This is a genomic window from Bacillus mexicanus (assembly GCF_050445615.1).
In the GTDB taxonomy this organism is placed as follows: Bacteria; Bacillota; Bacilli; order Bacillales; family Bacillaceae; genus Bacillus; species Bacillus mexicanus.
This window is the reverse complement of sequence record NZ_JBCEYV010000004.1, coordinates 266956-282172: the sequence shown is the minus strand read 5'-3', so window position 1 is coordinate 282172 and position 15217 is coordinate 266956. Positions and strand designations below refer to the sequence as shown.

18 protein-coding genes and 1 riboswitch are annotated in these 15217 nt (G+C 44.1%); of the genes, 5 read left to right on the top strand and 13 right to left on the bottom strand.

Annotation, left to right across the window (positions count from 1 at the left end):
* Position 1: 1 nt before the first annotated feature.
* The gene (locus tag AAGG74_RS20660) at positions 2 to 322 is read left to right on the top strand and encodes a thioredoxin family protein (protein ID WP_429677034.1); all 321 of its coding nucleotides are present in this window, start codon (positions 2 to 4) and stop codon (positions 320 to 322) included.
* A gap of 14 nt (positions 323 to 336) precedes the next feature.
* On the opposite strand, the gene AAGG74_RS20655 is transcribed toward AAGG74_RS20660, so the two are convergent.
* Positions 337 to 1209 (bottom strand): cation diffusion facilitator family transporter, encoded by an 873-nt coding sequence (locus AAGG74_RS20655; protein ID WP_429677033.1) that lies wholly within the window; start codon positions 1207 to 1209, stop codon positions 337 to 339.
* Positions 1210 to 1456: 247 nt separating this feature from the next.
* Between AAGG74_RS20655 and AAGG74_RS20650 the strand changes: the two genes are divergently transcribed.
* The gene (locus AAGG74_RS20650; RefSeq protein WP_162104084.1) at positions 1457 to 1621 is read left to right on the top strand and encodes a Fur-regulated basic protein FbpA; all 165 of its coding nucleotides are present in this window, start codon (positions 1457 to 1459) and stop codon (positions 1619 to 1621) included.
* Positions 1608 to 1754 (top strand): Fur-regulated basic protein FbpB, encoded by a 147-nt coding sequence (gene fbpB, locus AAGG74_RS20645; RefSeq protein ID WP_429677032.1) that lies wholly within the window; start codon positions 1608 to 1610, stop codon positions 1752 to 1754. The genes AAGG74_RS20650 and fbpB overlap by 14 nt, the downstream gene beginning before the upstream one ends.
* 81 nt (positions 1755 to 1835) lie before the next feature.
* Here fbpB and AAGG74_RS20640 read toward each other — a convergent pair whose 3' ends face one another.
* From AAGG74_RS20640 to dctS, 9 genes are all read right to left on the bottom strand, one after another.
* A complete protein-coding gene (locus tag AAGG74_RS20640; protein WP_429677031.1) occupies positions 1836 to 2981 on the bottom strand; it encodes an acyl-CoA dehydrogenase family protein in 1146 nt (381 codons plus the stop codon).
* 128 nt (positions 2982 to 3109) lie between these two features.
* Positions 3110 to 3445, bottom strand: a complete 336-nt coding sequence (locus AAGG74_RS20635) for a hypothetical protein (protein WP_162104171.1) — start codon at positions 3443 to 3445, stop codon at positions 3110 to 3112.
* Positions 3446 to 3540: 95 nt separating this feature from the next.
* Positions 3541 to 4308 (bottom strand): DUF2705 family protein, encoded by a 768-nt coding sequence (locus AAGG74_RS20630; RefSeq protein WP_429677030.1) that lies wholly within the window; start codon positions 4306 to 4308, stop codon positions 3541 to 3543.
* Positions 4301 to 5227 (bottom strand): ABC transporter ATP-binding protein, encoded by a 927-nt coding sequence (locus AAGG74_RS20625; protein ID WP_225493559.1) that lies wholly within the window; start codon positions 5225 to 5227, stop codon positions 4301 to 4303. Before AAGG74_RS20625 ends, AAGG74_RS20630 begins: the two co-directional genes overlap by 8 nt.
* 91 nt (positions 5228 to 5318) lie before the next feature.
* Positions 5319 to 6557: a dicarboxylate/amino acid:cation symporter gene (locus AAGG74_RS20620; RefSeq protein WP_429677029.1), complete on the bottom strand. Its 1239-nt coding sequence runs from the start codon at positions 6555 to 6557 to the stop codon at positions 5319 to 5321.
* Positions 6558 to 6625: 68 nt separating this feature from the next.
* Positions 6626 to 6756, bottom strand: a riboswitch (cyclic di-AMP (ydaO/yuaA leader).
* A 47-nt stretch (positions 6757 to 6803) separates the two neighbouring features.
* Positions 6804 to 7856, bottom strand: coding sequence for an AI-2E family transporter (locus tag AAGG74_RS20615; RefSeq protein WP_162104078.1), 1053 nt, complete (start codon positions 7854 to 7856; stop codon positions 6804 to 6806).
* A gap of 272 nt (positions 7857 to 8128) precedes the next feature.
* The gene (gene dctP, locus AAGG74_RS20610; RefSeq protein ID WP_162104077.1) at positions 8129 to 9394 is read right to left on the bottom strand and encodes a C4-dicarboxylate transporter DctP; all 1266 of its coding nucleotides are present in this window, start codon (positions 9392 to 9394) and stop codon (positions 8129 to 8131) included.
* 119 nt (positions 9395 to 9513) lie between these two features.
* Positions 9514 to 10194, bottom strand: a complete 681-nt coding sequence (dctR, locus tag AAGG74_RS20605) for a two-component system response regulator DctR (protein WP_429677027.1) — start codon at positions 10192 to 10194, stop codon at positions 9514 to 9516.
* Entirely contained in the window at positions 10184 to 11791 is a 1608-nt protein-coding gene (gene dctS, locus AAGG74_RS20600) for a two-component system sensor histidine kinase DctS (RefSeq protein ID WP_429677026.1), read from the bottom strand. Before dctS ends, dctR begins: the two co-directional genes overlap by 11 nt.
* Before the next feature lie 70 nt (positions 11792 to 11861).
* Between dctS and AAGG74_RS20595 the strand changes: the two genes are divergently transcribed.
* Together AAGG74_RS20595 and AAGG74_RS20590 are read left to right on the top strand one after the other, a co-directional pair.
* A complete protein-coding gene (locus tag AAGG74_RS20595; RefSeq protein WP_429677025.1) occupies positions 11862 to 12914 on the top strand; it encodes a TRAP transporter substrate-binding protein in 1053 nt (350 codons plus the stop codon).
* A gap of 86 nt (positions 12915 to 13000) precedes the next feature.
* Positions 13001 to 13822 (top strand): manganese catalase, encoded by an 822-nt coding sequence (locus tag AAGG74_RS20590; protein WP_162104073.1) that lies wholly within the window; start codon positions 13001 to 13003, stop codon positions 13820 to 13822.
* Between the two features lie 36 nt (positions 13823 to 13858).
* Here AAGG74_RS20590 and AAGG74_RS20585 read toward each other — a convergent pair whose 3' ends face one another.
* The 3 genes from AAGG74_RS20585 to gsiB all read right to left on the bottom strand — a co-directional run bounded on the left by AAGG74_RS20585 (position 13859) and on the right by gsiB (position 15042).
* A complete protein-coding gene (locus AAGG74_RS20585) occupies positions 13859 to 14203 on the bottom strand; it encodes a YdbC family protein (RefSeq protein WP_429677024.1) in 345 nt (114 codons plus the stop codon).
* Positions 14197 to 14538 (bottom strand): cupin domain-containing protein, encoded by a 342-nt coding sequence (locus AAGG74_RS20580; protein ID WP_429677023.1) that lies wholly within the window; start codon positions 14536 to 14538, stop codon positions 14197 to 14199. Before AAGG74_RS20580 ends, AAGG74_RS20585 begins: the two co-directional genes overlap by 7 nt.
* Before the next feature lie 132 nt (positions 14539 to 14670).
* The gene (gsiB, locus tag AAGG74_RS20575) at positions 14671 to 15042 is read right to left on the bottom strand and encodes a glucose starvation-inducible protein GsiB (protein ID WP_162104070.1); all 372 of its coding nucleotides are present in this window, start codon (positions 15040 to 15042) and stop codon (positions 14671 to 14673) included.
* Positions 15043 to 15217 lie beyond the last annotated feature (175 nt).

Genomic DNA, 15217 nt, shown 5'->3' with positions numbered 1-15217 from the left:
TATGAAAAAAATCACAACAAACGAACAATTTACTGAACTGATTCAATCTGATAAAGAAATCGTCGTGAAATTTTATGCTGATTGGTGTCCAGATTGCACACGCATGAATATGTTCATCGGCGACATCTTGGAAGAGTACAATCAAAACGATTGGTATGAGCTCAATAAAGACGAGCTTCCTGATTTGGCTGAAAAATACCAAGTAATGGGCATTCCTAGCTTGCTTATTTTCAAAAACGGTGAAAAAACAGCTCATCTTCACAGCGCCAATGCCAAAACGCCTGAAGAAGTGACTGAATTTTTATCTGAACATATAAGCTAATTCGTTTGACAGTCTTATTTTATGTCGTCAGGCTCTACATGAACATGAACATGAGTGACATCATGTTCATGTTTTATTTTGTCTTCTACTTCATCTGCCACGCCATGTCCTTCTTCTACTGTAAGCTTCGGATCAACCGTGATGACCATCTCAATATGAACTGCGCTCCCTAGATATCTTGCTTTTACATCTTTTAAACGATGTACATTCTCAATCCTGCCAACGGTCTGTTTGTAAGGCTCCAAATCTTTCACATGAAATCCGTCTGTTAAAGAATGTGAAGCGTCTTTAAAGATATCCCATGCCGTCTTGCAAATGATGAGGCCAATGATAAAAGCTGTTACCGGATCAATCCACGGCAGCTGCAGCCGGGATGCTATCACGCCGATAAATGCTCCGGCACTAACAAAAGCGTCTGACCTGCTGTCCTTTGCCGCTGCCATCAGGGCAGAGCTTTTAATGGATGCGGCCAGCCGTTTATTATATAAATAGACGCCGTACATAAACACGGCACTGCCTAAAGCCGTCCATGCGGCGATTAGACTTGGCGTTTCTGTTGTTCCGCCCGTAATCGCTCTTCCTCCGCCGATTAACACTTCAATGCCGACAGTCATCATAAGAAAAGACGCAACAAGAGACGAAATCGTTTCAGCCCGATAATGGCCATATGGATGGTCACTGTCAGCCGGTCTTTGAGAAATGCGCAGCCCGATCAGCACCGCTGCTGACGCAACAATATCTGTCCCATTATTTAATCCGTCTGCTCTCAGCGCTTCAGAGTGATAGAGAGTCCCTATGAAGAGCTTCACCACAGTAAGAATGACATATGCCAAAATATTGAGGAGCGCCCCTTTTTCTCCCTTTTTCAGATTTTCCGTCCGCTCCATTGAATACCAGCCTCCATTCTCTGGCTTAGTATGGTTCAAAATATGAAAAATAGCAGAGACAGCATACAATGAAGAGTGACATTTCGACAGAAAATATTGCCCGGGAAACTTTTTGTCGATCTGTTGAACACTTTAATTTATCAGAAAAATAAAACTACTATTGTCTTTACAGGCTATTCTGAACATTGTATACTCGATTTAATTGATAATGATTATCATTTTTATTTGATTGGAGGTTAGTGACACAATGACACCTCAGTCAGCAGACATCAGAAAAACAAAGCTCATTCATCTGTTAATACAGAATGGTATATACAAAAAGTCAAAGCGTCATTTGTATGAATTGTCGCTGACGGAGTTAGAAAGCGAATATACACATGTCAGGAGGGCGCAGGGATATGCCGAAGCGTAAAGTGAAAACCTACCAACAACTGATTCAGGAGAACAAAGAGGCGATTATCGGGAATCCAAAGCTGATGAACATCATTTATGACAGGATCGACCGCAAGCATCAAAAAAACCTGCAAAAGCAAAACAATGCATAAAAAAGAGCCGTGAAGGCTCTTTTCCAGATTGTTGACAAAATCCTAAAACGGTTTGCGTTTTAGGATTTTGTTATCTTTTCTTCATGACTCAAATGCTTCGGCAGCCAATTTTTGGATCACCGCGTCATCCATCGGCGGGTTATGAAGACCGGCGCGCACATCGCGATAATAGCGCTGAAGCGGATTGGTTCGTTCAAGGCTTCTGGCTCCGACAATTCTCATTGCTTTATCGACAACAGACATTGCCGCATTTGTAACGATATGTTTCGCCGCACCGAGCTCACTTCTTAAATGAGGGCGGCGCTGAGGATCATCATACAATTGAGCGATATGAAAAAGAAAATGTTTGGCATTGAGCAGCTCAAGCTCCATTTCGCCAGTTCTTTGCTGTACGGCCGGGACATCTTTGATCGGCCCCTTCAAACTGTTTGGCGAATACTCAGATGCGAATTGGACCGCATAGTCTCGTGCCGCTCGAGCAATGCCCAGATAAACCGCCGGGATGTGAAGCAGCCAGCCATTCGGCTTCGCTCCCCGAGGCCCTTGAAGCAATTCCACCAGCTTCTCCTCTTCAAGCGTTACCTCATTCAGTACAAGGTCATGGCTTCCTGTCGCCCGCATCGCACTCATATCCCACGTTTCTTTAATCGACAAACCGGGGTCATCTTTATGAATGAGAAACACGCCTGTTGTTTGTTTTTCCTCAATCCATGCCGTCACTAAAAAATAATCCAATGCTTGTGACATCGTGGTGAAGGTCTTTCTTCCGTTCACTGTCCACTTGCCATTCTTTTTAACGGCGTTGGTGCCGGGACGCCCTCCTCTTGTCGGGCTTCCAGTTTGCGCTTCTGTCGCTGCCCTGTTGATGACGGCTCCGTTTTGAACTTCCTTCGCAATACATGCAAACACGTCTTTATCCCAGGTGTTTCCTTCTCCAAGCTCTCCGATTACGCTCAAATGCCAGCCGATACTTAGTGCTGTGGGAGCGTCTCCCCGCGCAAGCCGTTCTTGAAACAAAAGCATATCGTAAACAGAAATGCCTTCTCCTCCAAAAGATGACGGCAATGTTAATGACGTATACCCGGCATCACGCAGTTTTTGTATTTTTCCCACAGGAAAACGCCCCTGTTTGTCATCTTCAGCTGCTGTTTGCTGACATTCATCCGCAATCCGTCCGATTTTCTCCACCCATCGCCGCTGTTGATCGTTTTGTATAAATAATGACATCCGGAAGCCCTCCAATTTCTAATTCCGATAGATTTAATAAGTATTATAGATTTCCTGCCGGCATTCCGCAACTGTTAACCTTTCTCTCCGGAATTGAAAAAACGCCGTTCCTCTAAGGAACAGCGCGATTACACAGGATTTGCATCCCGGTCTTGTTTCATGCCGAGATAAATCAGCATATATGTCAGGTAACCCATTGTCATCACCAGACCGCCGAAGAAAAAGCTCGAAAAAATCGGCTCTTCAAAAGCAGTTACTGCCGCAAGCACAATCCAGCTTGCATACAGATAGACGATAAAATAACGGATACCCGTCTTCATTTTATATATCATGTACAGCCCCGCGAGAGAAAACAATCCAAGTGCGAGTCTGAAATAAACAAGATGTTCAAACTGAAACATGAATGACACAAATGAGAATCCCAACAGCAATACAATCGGTAAAGCGGTAATAAAGTTTCTCAGATCGAGACACCTCCGTTAGTACCTATAGTATAAACCAAAAGATCAAATCATATTGATTTACGTGAGCTTTTTCACAAAAATGTCATTCTTTTCCTCTAAACCCGAACATCCCTTTTGCAGAAGCACCACCAGCCAACGGCGATAAAAAATATGGCATGTATGATGATAATTCCTACTGAAAACCACGGCGTCATGCCTGAAAACAGGACTGTCTGTCCGCTGCTGTATTGAGTGAAATCAGTATTTGCAAAAAGCAAAAAGCTGCCCCATTTGTTTTCAAAGAGCTTCATGAGCTGAACAAGTGTACTCGCTCCATATAAAACAACAAAAGAAACGACAACTGCAACTGCGCTGTTGCGGAACAGCGAAGAACAAAGCAGTCCGAATAACCCCATCATGACAGCTTCAAGCCAATTTGACCCAATCAGCTCCAAAGTATTCATCAGCAATGTCTTTGAGTCTGCGCTTACGGATGTGCCAAAAAAGATGAGACCGAATAACAATGCCAAAATGTAGTATGCCAGATACAAATAGAAACTGACCAGCACAACTGTGATTAATTTGGACCAAAAAACCTTTTGGCGTTTTACCGGGCGAATAAGCAGAAATTTGATCGTCTTTTTATCAAATTCCATTGAAACAATTGTCGCTGCAATCACGATCGTTAAAGCCTGCAGCAAGATGTTCAGGCTCGGTGTATATGATAAATAGCCGATGAAGTTTTCATCTGTTCCGGCACTGATGACTATCCGTTTAATGATCAAAGCCATGAAAAATTGAAACACCGCCATCAGGATGAGAGATACCAGTGTGACCTTCCGATTGAAAAGTTTCATATGTTCATTCCAAATTAATTTAGACAAGCTCTTCTCCCTCCTCTTGATGAGCGGTTGTCGCTTTTATAAATTCATCCTCGAGTGATTGCGTGTAAGGCGTAATGGAAAAGACATTCAGGCCTTGTCCGACAAGTGAACGGTTTAGCTCCGGAATGTTTTCTTTCGCTATTTCAATCACAATTGCTCCGTCTTGCCGCTCCGCATGATATTGATTGCCTGTCAGCCAATTGAGCGCTTTTTCTTCCGGCTGCACTTCAATGACCGCTTTCTCTGTTTTTTGATCTGTTCCATGCAAGCTGACTTCCGCTTTGATCTCACCTTTTTGAATAATGATGACACGGTCGCACAGGTCTTCAACTTCACGCAATAAATGAGTGGCGAACAGGACTGCTGTTCCTTCTATTTCTGCGAGCTCCTTGATATGATCACGAAAATCTTTCATACCCGCAGGATCGAGACCGTTTGTCGGTTCATCTAAAATAAGAAGCTTCGGCCGGTGAATAATCGCTTGTGCAATACCGAGACGCTGACGCATGCCAAGGGAATAGGTTTTCACCTTATCGTGAATCGCTGATGTCAGACCGACACGTTCGACTACCTCATCAAGCCGTTCATCTGCAATCTTTTGATGCATATTCGCAAAGTGCTTGAGGTTTTCCCAGCCAGTCAAATACGGATAAAATTCAGGATTTTCGACGATCGCCCCAACGGCCTCCAGCGCTTTTTCAAACTCTGTATCATGATGGAATCCGCTGATTGTCACACTTCCGCTATTTTGTTTTAACAGCCCGACGATGATACGGATGAGCGTTGTTTTTCCAGAACCATTCGGACCGAGGAGACCGATGATTTCACCCTCCATGACATCCATGCTAATCTGTTTTAAAATTTGAGTAGACCCTATCTTCTTATCGAGGCCTTCAATATGTAAAATCGGCTCAGCCATAAAGCCTTCCTCCTTTTTCGGGCAAAAATAAACAGTGCCTAAACATTAGGCACTGTTTGTATTATAGCATTTATTGCTTCCAAATGTTTGGTTAAACCGATAGAGTCGGCGCTTGCTCAGGCTGCTTATTCTTCTCTGTTTCTGTAATGACGACGGCACAGGCCGCGTCTCCTGTTGTGTTCACTACTGTGCGGAGCATATCAAGCAGGCGGTCAATTCCGAGAATTAACCCGATCCCCTCAACAGGCAGGCCGACAGATTGAAGCACCATGGCGAGCATAATCAGGCCGACTCCAGGAACACCCGCGGTTCCGATACTTGCTAAAACAGCCGTCAGTATCACCATCAGCAGCTGAGTGAATGTCAAATCATGACCAAATACCTGCGCAATGAATACGGTGGCTACCCCTTGCATAATGGCTGTTCCGTCCATATTAATCGTGGCGCCGAGCGGCTGCACAAAGCTGCTGATCGGCTCAGGCACTTTTAATTTCCTCTGTGCCACATCCATGGATATCGGCAGAGTCGCATTGCTGCTGGATGTACTGAATGCAACGACCATGACCTCTGAGAAATTTTTAAAAAATGTAATCGGATTTTTTCTGGCTATAAGCGCAATCGTAGATCCGTAGGTCACGATTGCATGGATCAGTAATGCAATCGTGACCACAATCATGTACAAACCCATCGCTTTCATTGCACTGAATCCTTGGCTTCCGATAGCTGTCGCAATCAGACCGAATGTACCATACGGAGCGAATTTCATGACAAGATTCACCAAGTACATCATCAATTCATTTCCTTGTTCAACGACTTTGAGGAGCATATCCGCTTTTTTTCCGAGCATTGTAATCCCAAGCCCGACAAAAATGGCAAAAGCGATAATTTGCAGCATATTTCCTTCTGTTATCGCTTGAACTGGATTCGCAGGGATAATGTTCAGAAGAGTGTCGGCAATACTTGGGGCTTTTTCAGCAGTGAATTCGGCAGACGATATATCATACGTCCCGAACTCTCCCGGTTTAATAACAAGAGCTAAAATGATGGCAATGGTAATGGCCACCGCTGTTGTGATGAGAAAATAAGAAATCGCCTTGACACCGATTCTGCCAAGCTTCTTAGGATCACCCAGACCGGCTACTCCGAGTGTCAGTGAGAAAAAAACAATCGGAACGACAAGCATTTTAATAAGGTTTAAAAAGATGGTGCCAAGCGGACCGAATACAAACTTATTTAAATTTTCAAATAATTCAGGCGATGTGACATTAAAAACAATCCCTGTCACCGCACCTAGCACCAAGGCGATGATAATCTTTGTAGCCAGTTTCATCTGCATTCCTCCCCTTTTTTTGAAAAAAGCCCGCGAGAGACCCCCGCGGACTTTGAATCATCAAACCACAGGACTCTCTTCACGCTGATGAGGTTAGCTGACGGGTTCGGACGAAGAGATGTCCGTTTTTCAGATGAAAAATTAACCCCAAAAGATCGGGTCCCCCACTCCTTACGAAAGGATTAAGCGTGTGGCTTACTTTTATATGATTAGTTTATTTATACAGAAAAGTTCCAATTTTGTAAACTATTTTTTGTTACTTTTTTCTCGCGATCTTTTAGGTCCTTCTTCCTTGTTAGTGACATCTAGAATATCAAGAAGAAATACAAAGATCGGAATCCCAATAATTAAACCCCATATGCCGAAAAAGTGCTCAGAAAAAATGAGGACTGTGAAAGTGAAAAAGATCGGCAGCTCCGTTTTCGCAGACATCAGCTTCGGATTTAAGAAATATGTTTCGACCGCATGAATGGCGAATATGACGAGCACAATGTAGAGAACGTAAATTCCGCCGCCAGTGCTGTAGGCGATAATACTGAGCGGGATCAAAGAAATGACGACACCCGCTACAGGGATCAATCCAAGGAAGAACACCATAATCGAAAGCCCGAACAGCTGCGGGAAATGCATAATCGAAAGCGCGATAAACGTCAGCACACAGTTGACGAGCGCAATGATGAATTGAGCTTCAAGCACCTTGCCGAACGTTCTTGCAAATTTGCTTCCGAAAAAAGCAATCTCCTCATAAAAAACCGCCACTTTGCTCGTTTTAAATTTCGCCATGAATTCAGAAAGCCGCTTTTTCTCAAATAAGAAAAACATGCTGAGAATGAGCGCCATTACGATCTGCAAACCGAATGTGCTAATATCGGCCAGATACGTATACACCACATTGAAACCCTCTTTGACATACGAGCTGATATTAATATCTCCGAAAACACTTGTGATTTCATCAAAGAAAGGGATGGTGTCTGGGTGGTACGCAATATGTTTAATCTGCTTCACCAGCTGCTGAATCTGCGCCGCGACGACCGGATAAAATACAAATCCTCCCACAGTAAGCAAAACGGCCAACAGGATATAAAGAAACGTTATAACAACCCGCTGGCTCACGCGGAAGAACCGGCTTACAAACTGTCGTACAACAAGTTCTAACCGATCCATAAGAAAAGTGAAAATGAAGGTCAGCAATATTAAGTTGATCATGCTCTTAAATAGATATAACACACCAGTTAATACGACAAAGATGGAAAAACGTCTTACACCCGGGTGCTGAAAAAATTTAACTAAAGCGGTCATTTATACACTCCTGTTAGGACAAACGTCCTTCATTCAATATAGTATCCATTTGTAAATTATATAACAAAAAAATGCTGAGGTCTCTGTCCATACCTTAATAATTCTTAAACAATTAAAAAAACGGCCCTTGATGGACCGTTCCGGATAGTTGATAACATCCTAAAACGGGTTATCGTTTTAGGATGTTATCATTTTTTCAAAAAAATTGAAACTCTTGAAGTTCAGTAGGGACGAGCACCTGACACCGCATGCAAGAGTATGACACCGTTTTTTCAGACTGCTGTTTTCATTTTTTTCATGCCGTCAACAGCCTCTATGCTTTTGGCTTCATCGAATTCGTTTTCGCTTTTTGCAACAATGATCGTCGCGATTCCGTTTCCGATCAGGTTCACTATCGCTCTACCTTCACTCATAAACCGGTCGACTCCCAGCAGAAGCGCAAGTCCCTCCAGCGGAATGACCTGAAGCGCTGACAGTGTTGAGGCAAGGACGATAAATCCGCTTCCCGTCACACCTGCCGCTCCCTTCGATGTCAGCATCAGAACGAGAATAATTGTAATTTGCTGGCCAATGCTGAGGTCTACTCCAAACACCTGTGCAAGAAAAACAGTCGCCATCGATAAATAAATGGATGTGCCGTCAAGGTTGAACGAATAGCCCGTCGGAATGACAAGCCCGACAACGGATTTTGAACAGCCGTACCGCTCCATTTTATCCATCATTCGGGGAAGCACCGATTCTGAAGAGCTGGTGCCAAGCACGATTAGAAGCTCATCTTTAATGAAGCGCAAGTAATTCCACAGGCTGAATCCGTACAGCTTACAGATAAGATTTAAAGCAACAAATACGAACAGGAACATCGTAATATAAACCGACATCATTAAGCTTGCGAGCGGTTTGATAGAGTCAAGACCGAAGTGCCCGATCGTATATGCCATCGCCCCAAATGCCCCAATAGGTGCGGCGCGCATGATGTAGCCGATGATTTTGAAAAAGACGTGAGAAATCTTGTCGAAGAAATCAATGACGCTTTTTCCTTTTTCACCCAATGCCGCAAGACCGACTCCGAAAAGAATAGAAAAGAATAAGACCTGCAAAATGTCCCCTTTTGCGAAGGCATCAACCATGTTAGACGGAACAATATGTGTGATAAATTCAATCCAGTCGATTCCCTGACCGCCATTTTGCGTGTATTGTGATACATCTCCCTTTTCAAGCTTGCTGTAATCAAGACCCGCGCCCGGCTTCATCATATTGACGACAAATAAACCGATAATAAGCGCGAGGGTGGTGACAACCTCGAAATAAATAAATGCTTTTCCGCCTACTTTCCCGACCTTCTTCATATCGCCCATTTTTGCAATCCCAAGAACGATTGTGAAGAAAATGATTGGAGCGATCACCATTTTAACTGCATTGATAAATGTATCGCCTAGCGGTTTCATTTCTTTGCCGGCATTTGGCCAGACCAGCCCGACAATGACCCCGATGATGACCGCAGTTATGACCTGAACTGTTAAATTTTTAAACAGTTTCATATTCTTCATCCCCCTGTCCTATTCGCCTTTGTGTCTTTCTTACTATAATGATAGCGTTTTCATATAATTGGGGGAAGTTTATGATCATAACGGACATTTTGGTCTTTTTGGTCTCAGGTTTATCTTTTCAACACATAGCGATTGACGGGCCGGCCGACTCCGCCGTATTGAACGTCCAATTGAATCGCTCCGGTTTTCTCCAAATAATCAAGGTATCGTCTGGCTGTCACTCTGGCGATGCCGAGCGCCTTGGCGACCTCTTCCGCAGAAAGAGATGCGTTTTGTTTGTTCATAATAGCAGTAACTTCATTCATCGTGAAATGATTGAGCCCTTTCGGCAGATTTTGCACGGCCTGCTGCGGAATATTCAGAATCGCATCAAGCTGTTCCTGAGACAGCGTATCGCTCGCTTCTATTTTTTGTTTGTATTGCTTGTACTTTTCAAGCGCCTGTCTCATTCGCTCAAGCTTAAACGGTTTTAAAATATAGTCAGCCGCCCCATTTTGCAGCATAAGAGAGATCGTTTCTTTGTCTTTTGCAGCGGAGACGACAATGACATCGACTTCAATTTTTTGCTTTCTGATCTCCTGTAAGGTTTTGATTCCGTCTTTTTTCGGCATGTACACATCGAGAATGACGAGATCGGGCTGTTTTTCTTTAATCAGCTTGATCCCTTCTTCACCGTTTCCTGCTGTTGCACAGACGGTAAAGCCTTTGACAGTTGTGATGAAATCCTTATTTACCTCTTGAACCATCGGATCGTCTTCGATGAGCAGAACCTTCCATTCCTTACGAGCCATGCTGCAATTCCTCCCCCTTCATTGGAAAAACGATAGAAAAAGATGTTCCCTTACCCGCGTATGAATCAACCTCTATCGCGCCCGATCCTTTGTCTGTTATTTGTTTCACTAAATAGAGTCCATAGCCTGTGCCGCCTGCTTTATTGACCGTGAATCCTTTGTCGTAAATGCGCGGCATGTGTGCCGGTTCAATCCCGCAGCCGTTATCTTCTATTAAAATAGCAAGGATATCATCTGCTTGTTCGATGCTGATATCAATGCGTTTGTCATCAGACTGAACCGGTTCAAATGAACCGAAAGCATTTTCAATCAGGTTGCCGAGAAGCACGACGAGATCATGCTGATCAACGAGCTCAGGAAATTGCTGAAGACTGCTGTTTTCATCAATATGAACAGCAATGCCGAGCTCTCTTCCCCTTCTGGTTTTACTTAATAGCAGACCGGCAACGGCATCATTTTGAATCGAGCGGTGCAGAAATTCGGTCGCGTTTCCCTGCTCCGCTGACGTCTGGAATGCAAGCTGCAAGGCTTTTTCAGATTTCCCCAGCTGGATCAGACCGGCGATCGTATGCAGCTTATTCATATGCTCGTGATTTTGGACGCGGAGCGCTTCCACAAAGTTTTTGACGCCAGTCAATTCCTCTGCCATCTTCGCCGCCTCTGTTCTGTCCTGAAAAATCGCGACAGCCCCGATAACTTTTTTCTTCATGACGATTGGAATTCTGCTGCTCATGATCACCTTTCCGCTGACGCGAATTTCTTCATTATAAACCGCTTTGTTCCGCTCCACGATTTCGGGCAGGCGTGAATCCTTGAGAACCTCCCAGATGACCATGCCGATCAGATCCCCCTGCACCTCAAAGATCTGTTTCGCTTTTTCATTGAAAATCGTAATGATAAGCCGGTTGTCGATGGCAATCACCCCTTCGTTCATAGAGTGAAACGTCGCTGTCCGTTCTTCATACATGCGGACAATCTCATGAGGCTCAAGCTGAAACATTTGTTTTTTAATATGGCGGGCCAAAAGAAAGGAACCTGCGAGGCCGAAGCCGAGTGTCATCACAACGATGAATGTGATATCACGCTTCAAATGAAGCAAAATGTCTGTGATCCCCGGCAATGTTTTTCCGACAAGCACAACGCCTATCTGGTTCAGATCATGATCCTTCACCGGATAAAAAGCGCGGACCGCCGTGCCGATTTCGCCCTTTGCTTCTGAGAAATAAATGTGCTCCGCAAACGCCGCCTCTTCGTCGGCACCCTCGGATTTTTTGCCGATGCTTGTGCTGACAGGATGTGTGTAGCGGATGTGGTTCATATCCATGACGACAATATAGTCTGCCTCATTAATCATCCTGATTTCTTCAACTGCGTGGCGAAGATCTTCTGTTTGATTTTTTCGCGCCAAAGCCTCTTTTGCTTCTGTCATTTCCGAGACTGTCCGAGCAGTATTCATCAAACGTTTTTTCAGCTCCCGCTCCTCTGTGTGCTGGATATTGCCGATAAGCACAATGCCGCCGATCAAAAAGGAGAAAATGACGAGAATGTAGGATAAGATCGTGATTTTCCAACGGATTGAGAGCTTCTTTTTGTTCATCAGCTTCTCCTTTCAGGTCTTTACGAATGGCATGGCCCCTATTATTCTTAACTTAGGGGGAGGGCTGTTCATGAAAAGTTTGCTTGCATGTCTTGCACTGATGGCTGCCGGAATTGCAACCGCTTTATTTATCGGGTTCCATGATCATACTGGCCGTGAAAAGATTGTTTATGACGACGACCAGGAAGGCTTACAGGATCAACGCGTGTTTACATTCAGCCATGTGGTTGCTGAAAATACGCCAAAAGGGCTGGCCGCCAATAAGTTCGCCGAGTTGGTGAATGAGAAATCCGGCGGTAAAATAAAAATTGAAGTCTTTCCGAATGGAAGCCTGTATTCAGACATTGAAGAAATGGAAGCATTGCAAAACGGCGATGTTCAATTTATCGCCCCCTCCACATCGAAGCTCGGCATGCTCTCGCCTGAATGGGGCGTGCTGGATCTGCCGTATGCATTTACAAATTATGATGCCGTCAAAAAAGGGCTGAACGGCAGTATCGGCACACAGCTGTTTAATTCTTTAAAGAAAAACCAATTAAAAGGACTCGCCTATTGGACAAACGGCTTTAAGCAAATCACGACAAACCAAGGACCGGTCAAAGAACCGGATGATTTAAAAGGACAAGCTCTCCGCATTATGCAAAGCGATGTGATAGAGGATCAGTTCAAGCTGCTTGGCGCAGCGCCTCATCAGGAATCCTTCAATTCTACCTTTCAGCTGTTAGAGAACAATGTAGTCGATGGCGAAGAAAATACAATCTCAAATATCTATTCTAAAAAATTTTATAATGTTCAGGACTATTTGACAATAAGCAGCCATGGTTATCTTGGTTATGCTGTCATGACTGATGAGCATTTTTGGAAAACACAAACACCGGAAACAAGACGCGTCTTGACTGAAGCGATGAAGGAAACGACGGAGTGGAATGAAACGCATGCCGAAAAAATGAACAAGGGACAGCTGGAAGAAATCAAAAAAAATTCTTCTATTAAAATATATGAGCTGTCAGATCAAGAGAAAAAAGAATGGATGAAGCGCCTTGATCCTATTTACCGGCAGTATGAACTCATTTTGGGCCGCAAGCTGATTCAAGAGCTTTTAAAGCTGCGTGAAGATTCATAGCCCATCTTAATACGCTATTTTTCGTTTATCTTTCAAACGATCGGAAATATAAAAAGAGATAGATAAATGAAAAAGGAGATGGGTACATGTTTAAGCACACAAAAAGGCTGCAGCATCCTGCTAAGCCAGATCGTCCAGATCCATTATTCGCTAAAAAAATGCAAGAAATTTTAGGCGGGCAATTCGGAGAAATTTCCGTTGCCATGCAATACTTATTTCAAGGCTGGAGTACAAGAGGAAATGAAAAATACAAAGATTTGCTGATGGATACGGCAACTGAGGAACTCGGTCATGTTGAAATGATCGCCACAATGATCGCCAGACTTCTTGAGGATGCTCCGCTTGACCAGCAGGAAAAAGCTGCTGAAGATCCGGTCATCGGCTCTATCTTGGGCGGTATGAATCCTCATCATGCGATTGTATCAGGACTCGGCGCCATGCCGGAAAGCAGTACAGGCGTACCTTGGAGCGGCGGCTATATCGTAGCGAGCGGAAACCTGCTGGCAGACTTCCGCGCCAATCTGAATGCGGAATCTCAAGGCCGTCTGCAGGTTGCGCGCCTATTTGAAATGACGGATGACAAGGGCGTTAAAGATATGCTCAGCTTCCTGCTGGCGCGTGACACGATGCATCAAAATCAATGGCTCGCGGCCATTAAAGAATTAGAAGCACAGGAAGGTCCGATTGTGCCGGGAACATTCCCGAAAGCACTCGAAAAACAAGAGTTCTCGCATCAGCTAATCAATTTCTCTGAAGGCGAAGAAAGCGCCGGGCAAATCTGGCTGAACGAAAAAGCGCCTGACGGAGAACCGTTTGAATATGTAAAGGAACCAAAAGCTTATGGAGAAAAACCTGAGCTAAAACCAGCACCGCCTTTCGTTCATGATACACTTCCGGGACGCGAGTAAAGACAAAAGCCCAAAACACAATGTTTTGGGCTTTCATTATGCCTTCAAAACAGTCCAGTCTGGTTCGTATTGAATGTCTGGGTTATGTAACAGATCGTGCTCTTCGTATAGCGACACTTCTATCGAATGCATCACAGCCTTCTGTCCGTTTCCATCGTAAATGCTGTCGTGTTCATTCTTCATAAAATGATCATAGGCGGCTCTGTTTTTCCAAATGCTGATGATTTCTGCGGTTAGCAGTCCATCTATAGTTTTCCGCCAGCCGCCTGCCTGTTTGATGAAGCCATTTACATGTGATAATGCTCCCCACTGCGACTGCGATTTTGCAAATGCTTCAGCGTTTGCATCGTCTATTTCACACACAATCTTTTTGATCAGCATGATGCACCCTCAGTGATAACTGTTTCCGCATGCTTATGCTCGACACAGAGATTCACGGTTCTGACGTAAGAGCGCGTGCGGTGAACTGTGCCTTTCGGAATGAGCAGGCTGTCATTCGCTTTGAGTGCCGCGGTTTCTTTGTCCTGAAAATCGATCAGCAACTCCCCTTCAAGAACGATAAATAATTCATCTGAGTCGGGGTGATAGTGCCAGTCATATTCTCCCGTAAACACAGCAAGGCGCACGCAGTGGTCGTTGACCTCTGAGATTGAAAAATTGGCGTGCTTGTCTTTGACTTCATTTGCGATGGCGAGCAAGTTTTGCATCTCGGACATTAGTGAAAACCCCTTTTTCACTTATTGTATCGCAACACCGGCTTAGATCAAGAAATCCCCATCATAAAAAGCGATCCAGCTGATGCGCCGGATCGCTTTTTATTTACAGGTTGTCTGCCTTGTTGTTTTTGATTAGTCGTTGTTGCGGGCGTTTCCGCCTTTTGAGCCAATTTCTTGGTAGAATTCTTTATCATGATTTTTGCTTGTTGTCTCTCCGCCTTTACGGCCGATTTCTTGATAGAATTCTTTGTCATGATTTTCGCTAGTGGCTTCTCCGCCTTTTTCGCCGATTTCTTGATAGAATTCTTTATCATGATTTTCGCTAGTGGCTTCTCCGCCTTTTTCACCGATTTCTTGATAGAATTCTTTGTCATGGTTTTCGCTAGTGGCTTCTCCGCCTTTTTTGCCAATCTCTTGATAGAATTCTTTGTCATGGTTTTTGCTTGTTGTTTCTCCGCCTTTTTTACCTGCTTCTTCTCTGCTCATTTTGTTATTGTCTGCCATTTTGAATTCCTCCTTTAATTGGTGTTGGTTGTTGTATTCCCGCTGGCAATTCTTTTAAACAAACAAAACACATCGGGTGTGTTTTTGGACTGTCGAGAAGTTTTCCTTCAGTAAGTAAGCAATCCGTGATATGTCTATCGTATAAAAAATGATGTTTTGTCATAAGCGAAATTCG

Excerpts from the sequence above, each read along its gene's own strand:
- dctS (WP_429677026.1), bottom strand. The coding sequence starts at position 11,791 with ATGAACAAAAAGAAGCTCTCAATCCGTTGGAAAATCACGATCTTATCC.
- AAGG74_RS20580 (WP_429677023.1), bottom strand. The coding sequence starts at position 14,538 with ATGTCCGAGATGCAAAACTTGCTCGCCATCGCAAATGAAGTCAAAGAC.
- AAGG74_RS20615 (WP_162104078.1), bottom strand. The coding sequence starts at position 7,856 with ATGACCGCTTTAGTTAAATTTTTTCAGCACCCGGGTGTAAGACGTTTT.
- AAGG74_RS20585 (WP_429677024.1), bottom strand. The coding sequence starts at position 14,203 with ATGCTGATCAAAAAGATTGTGTGTGAAATAGACGATGCAAACGCTGAA.
- AAGG74_RS20595 (WP_429677025.1), top strand. The coding sequence starts at position 11,862 with ATGAAAAGTTTGCTTGCATGTCTTGCACTGATGGCTGCCGGAATTGCA.
- AAGG74_RS20640 (WP_429677031.1), bottom strand. The coding sequence starts at position 2,981 with ATGTCATTATTTATACAAAACGATCAACAGCGGCGATGGGTGGAGAAA.
- gsiB (WP_162104070.1), bottom strand. The coding sequence starts at position 15,042 with ATGGCAGACAATAACAAAATGAGCAGAGAAGAAGCAGGTAAAAAAGGC.
- AAGG74_RS20625 (WP_225493559.1), bottom strand. The coding sequence starts at position 5,227 with ATGGCTGAGCCGATTTTACATATTGAAGGCCTCGATAAGAAGATAGGG.
- AAGG74_RS20620 (WP_429677029.1), bottom strand. The coding sequence starts at position 6,557 with ATGAAACTGGCTACAAAGATTATCATCGCCTTGGTGCTAGGTGCGGTG.
- dctP (WP_162104077.1), bottom strand. The coding sequence starts at position 9,394 with ATGAAACTGTTTAAAAATTTAACAGTTCAGGTCATAACTGCGGTCATC.
- AAGG74_RS20660 (WP_429677034.1), top strand. The coding sequence starts at position 2 with ATGAAAAAAATCACAACAAACGAACAATTTACTGAACTGATTCAATCT.
- AAGG74_RS20650 (WP_162104084.1), top strand. The coding sequence starts at position 1,457 with ATGACACCTCAGTCAGCAGACATCAGAAAAACAAAGCTCATTCATCTG.
- AAGG74_RS20655 (WP_429677033.1), bottom strand. The coding sequence starts at position 1,209 with ATGGAGCGGACGGAAAATCTGAAAAAGGGAGAAAAAGGGGCGCTCCTC.
- AAGG74_RS20590 (WP_162104073.1), top strand. The coding sequence starts at position 13,001 with ATGTTTAAGCACACAAAAAGGCTGCAGCATCCTGCTAAGCCAGATCGT.
- fbpB (WP_429677032.1), top strand. The coding sequence starts at position 1,608 with ATGCCGAAGCGTAAAGTGAAAACCTACCAACAACTGATTCAGGAGAAC.
- dctR (WP_429677027.1), bottom strand. The coding sequence starts at position 10,194 with ATGGCTCGTAAGGAATGGAAGGTTCTGCTCATCGAAGACGATCCGATG.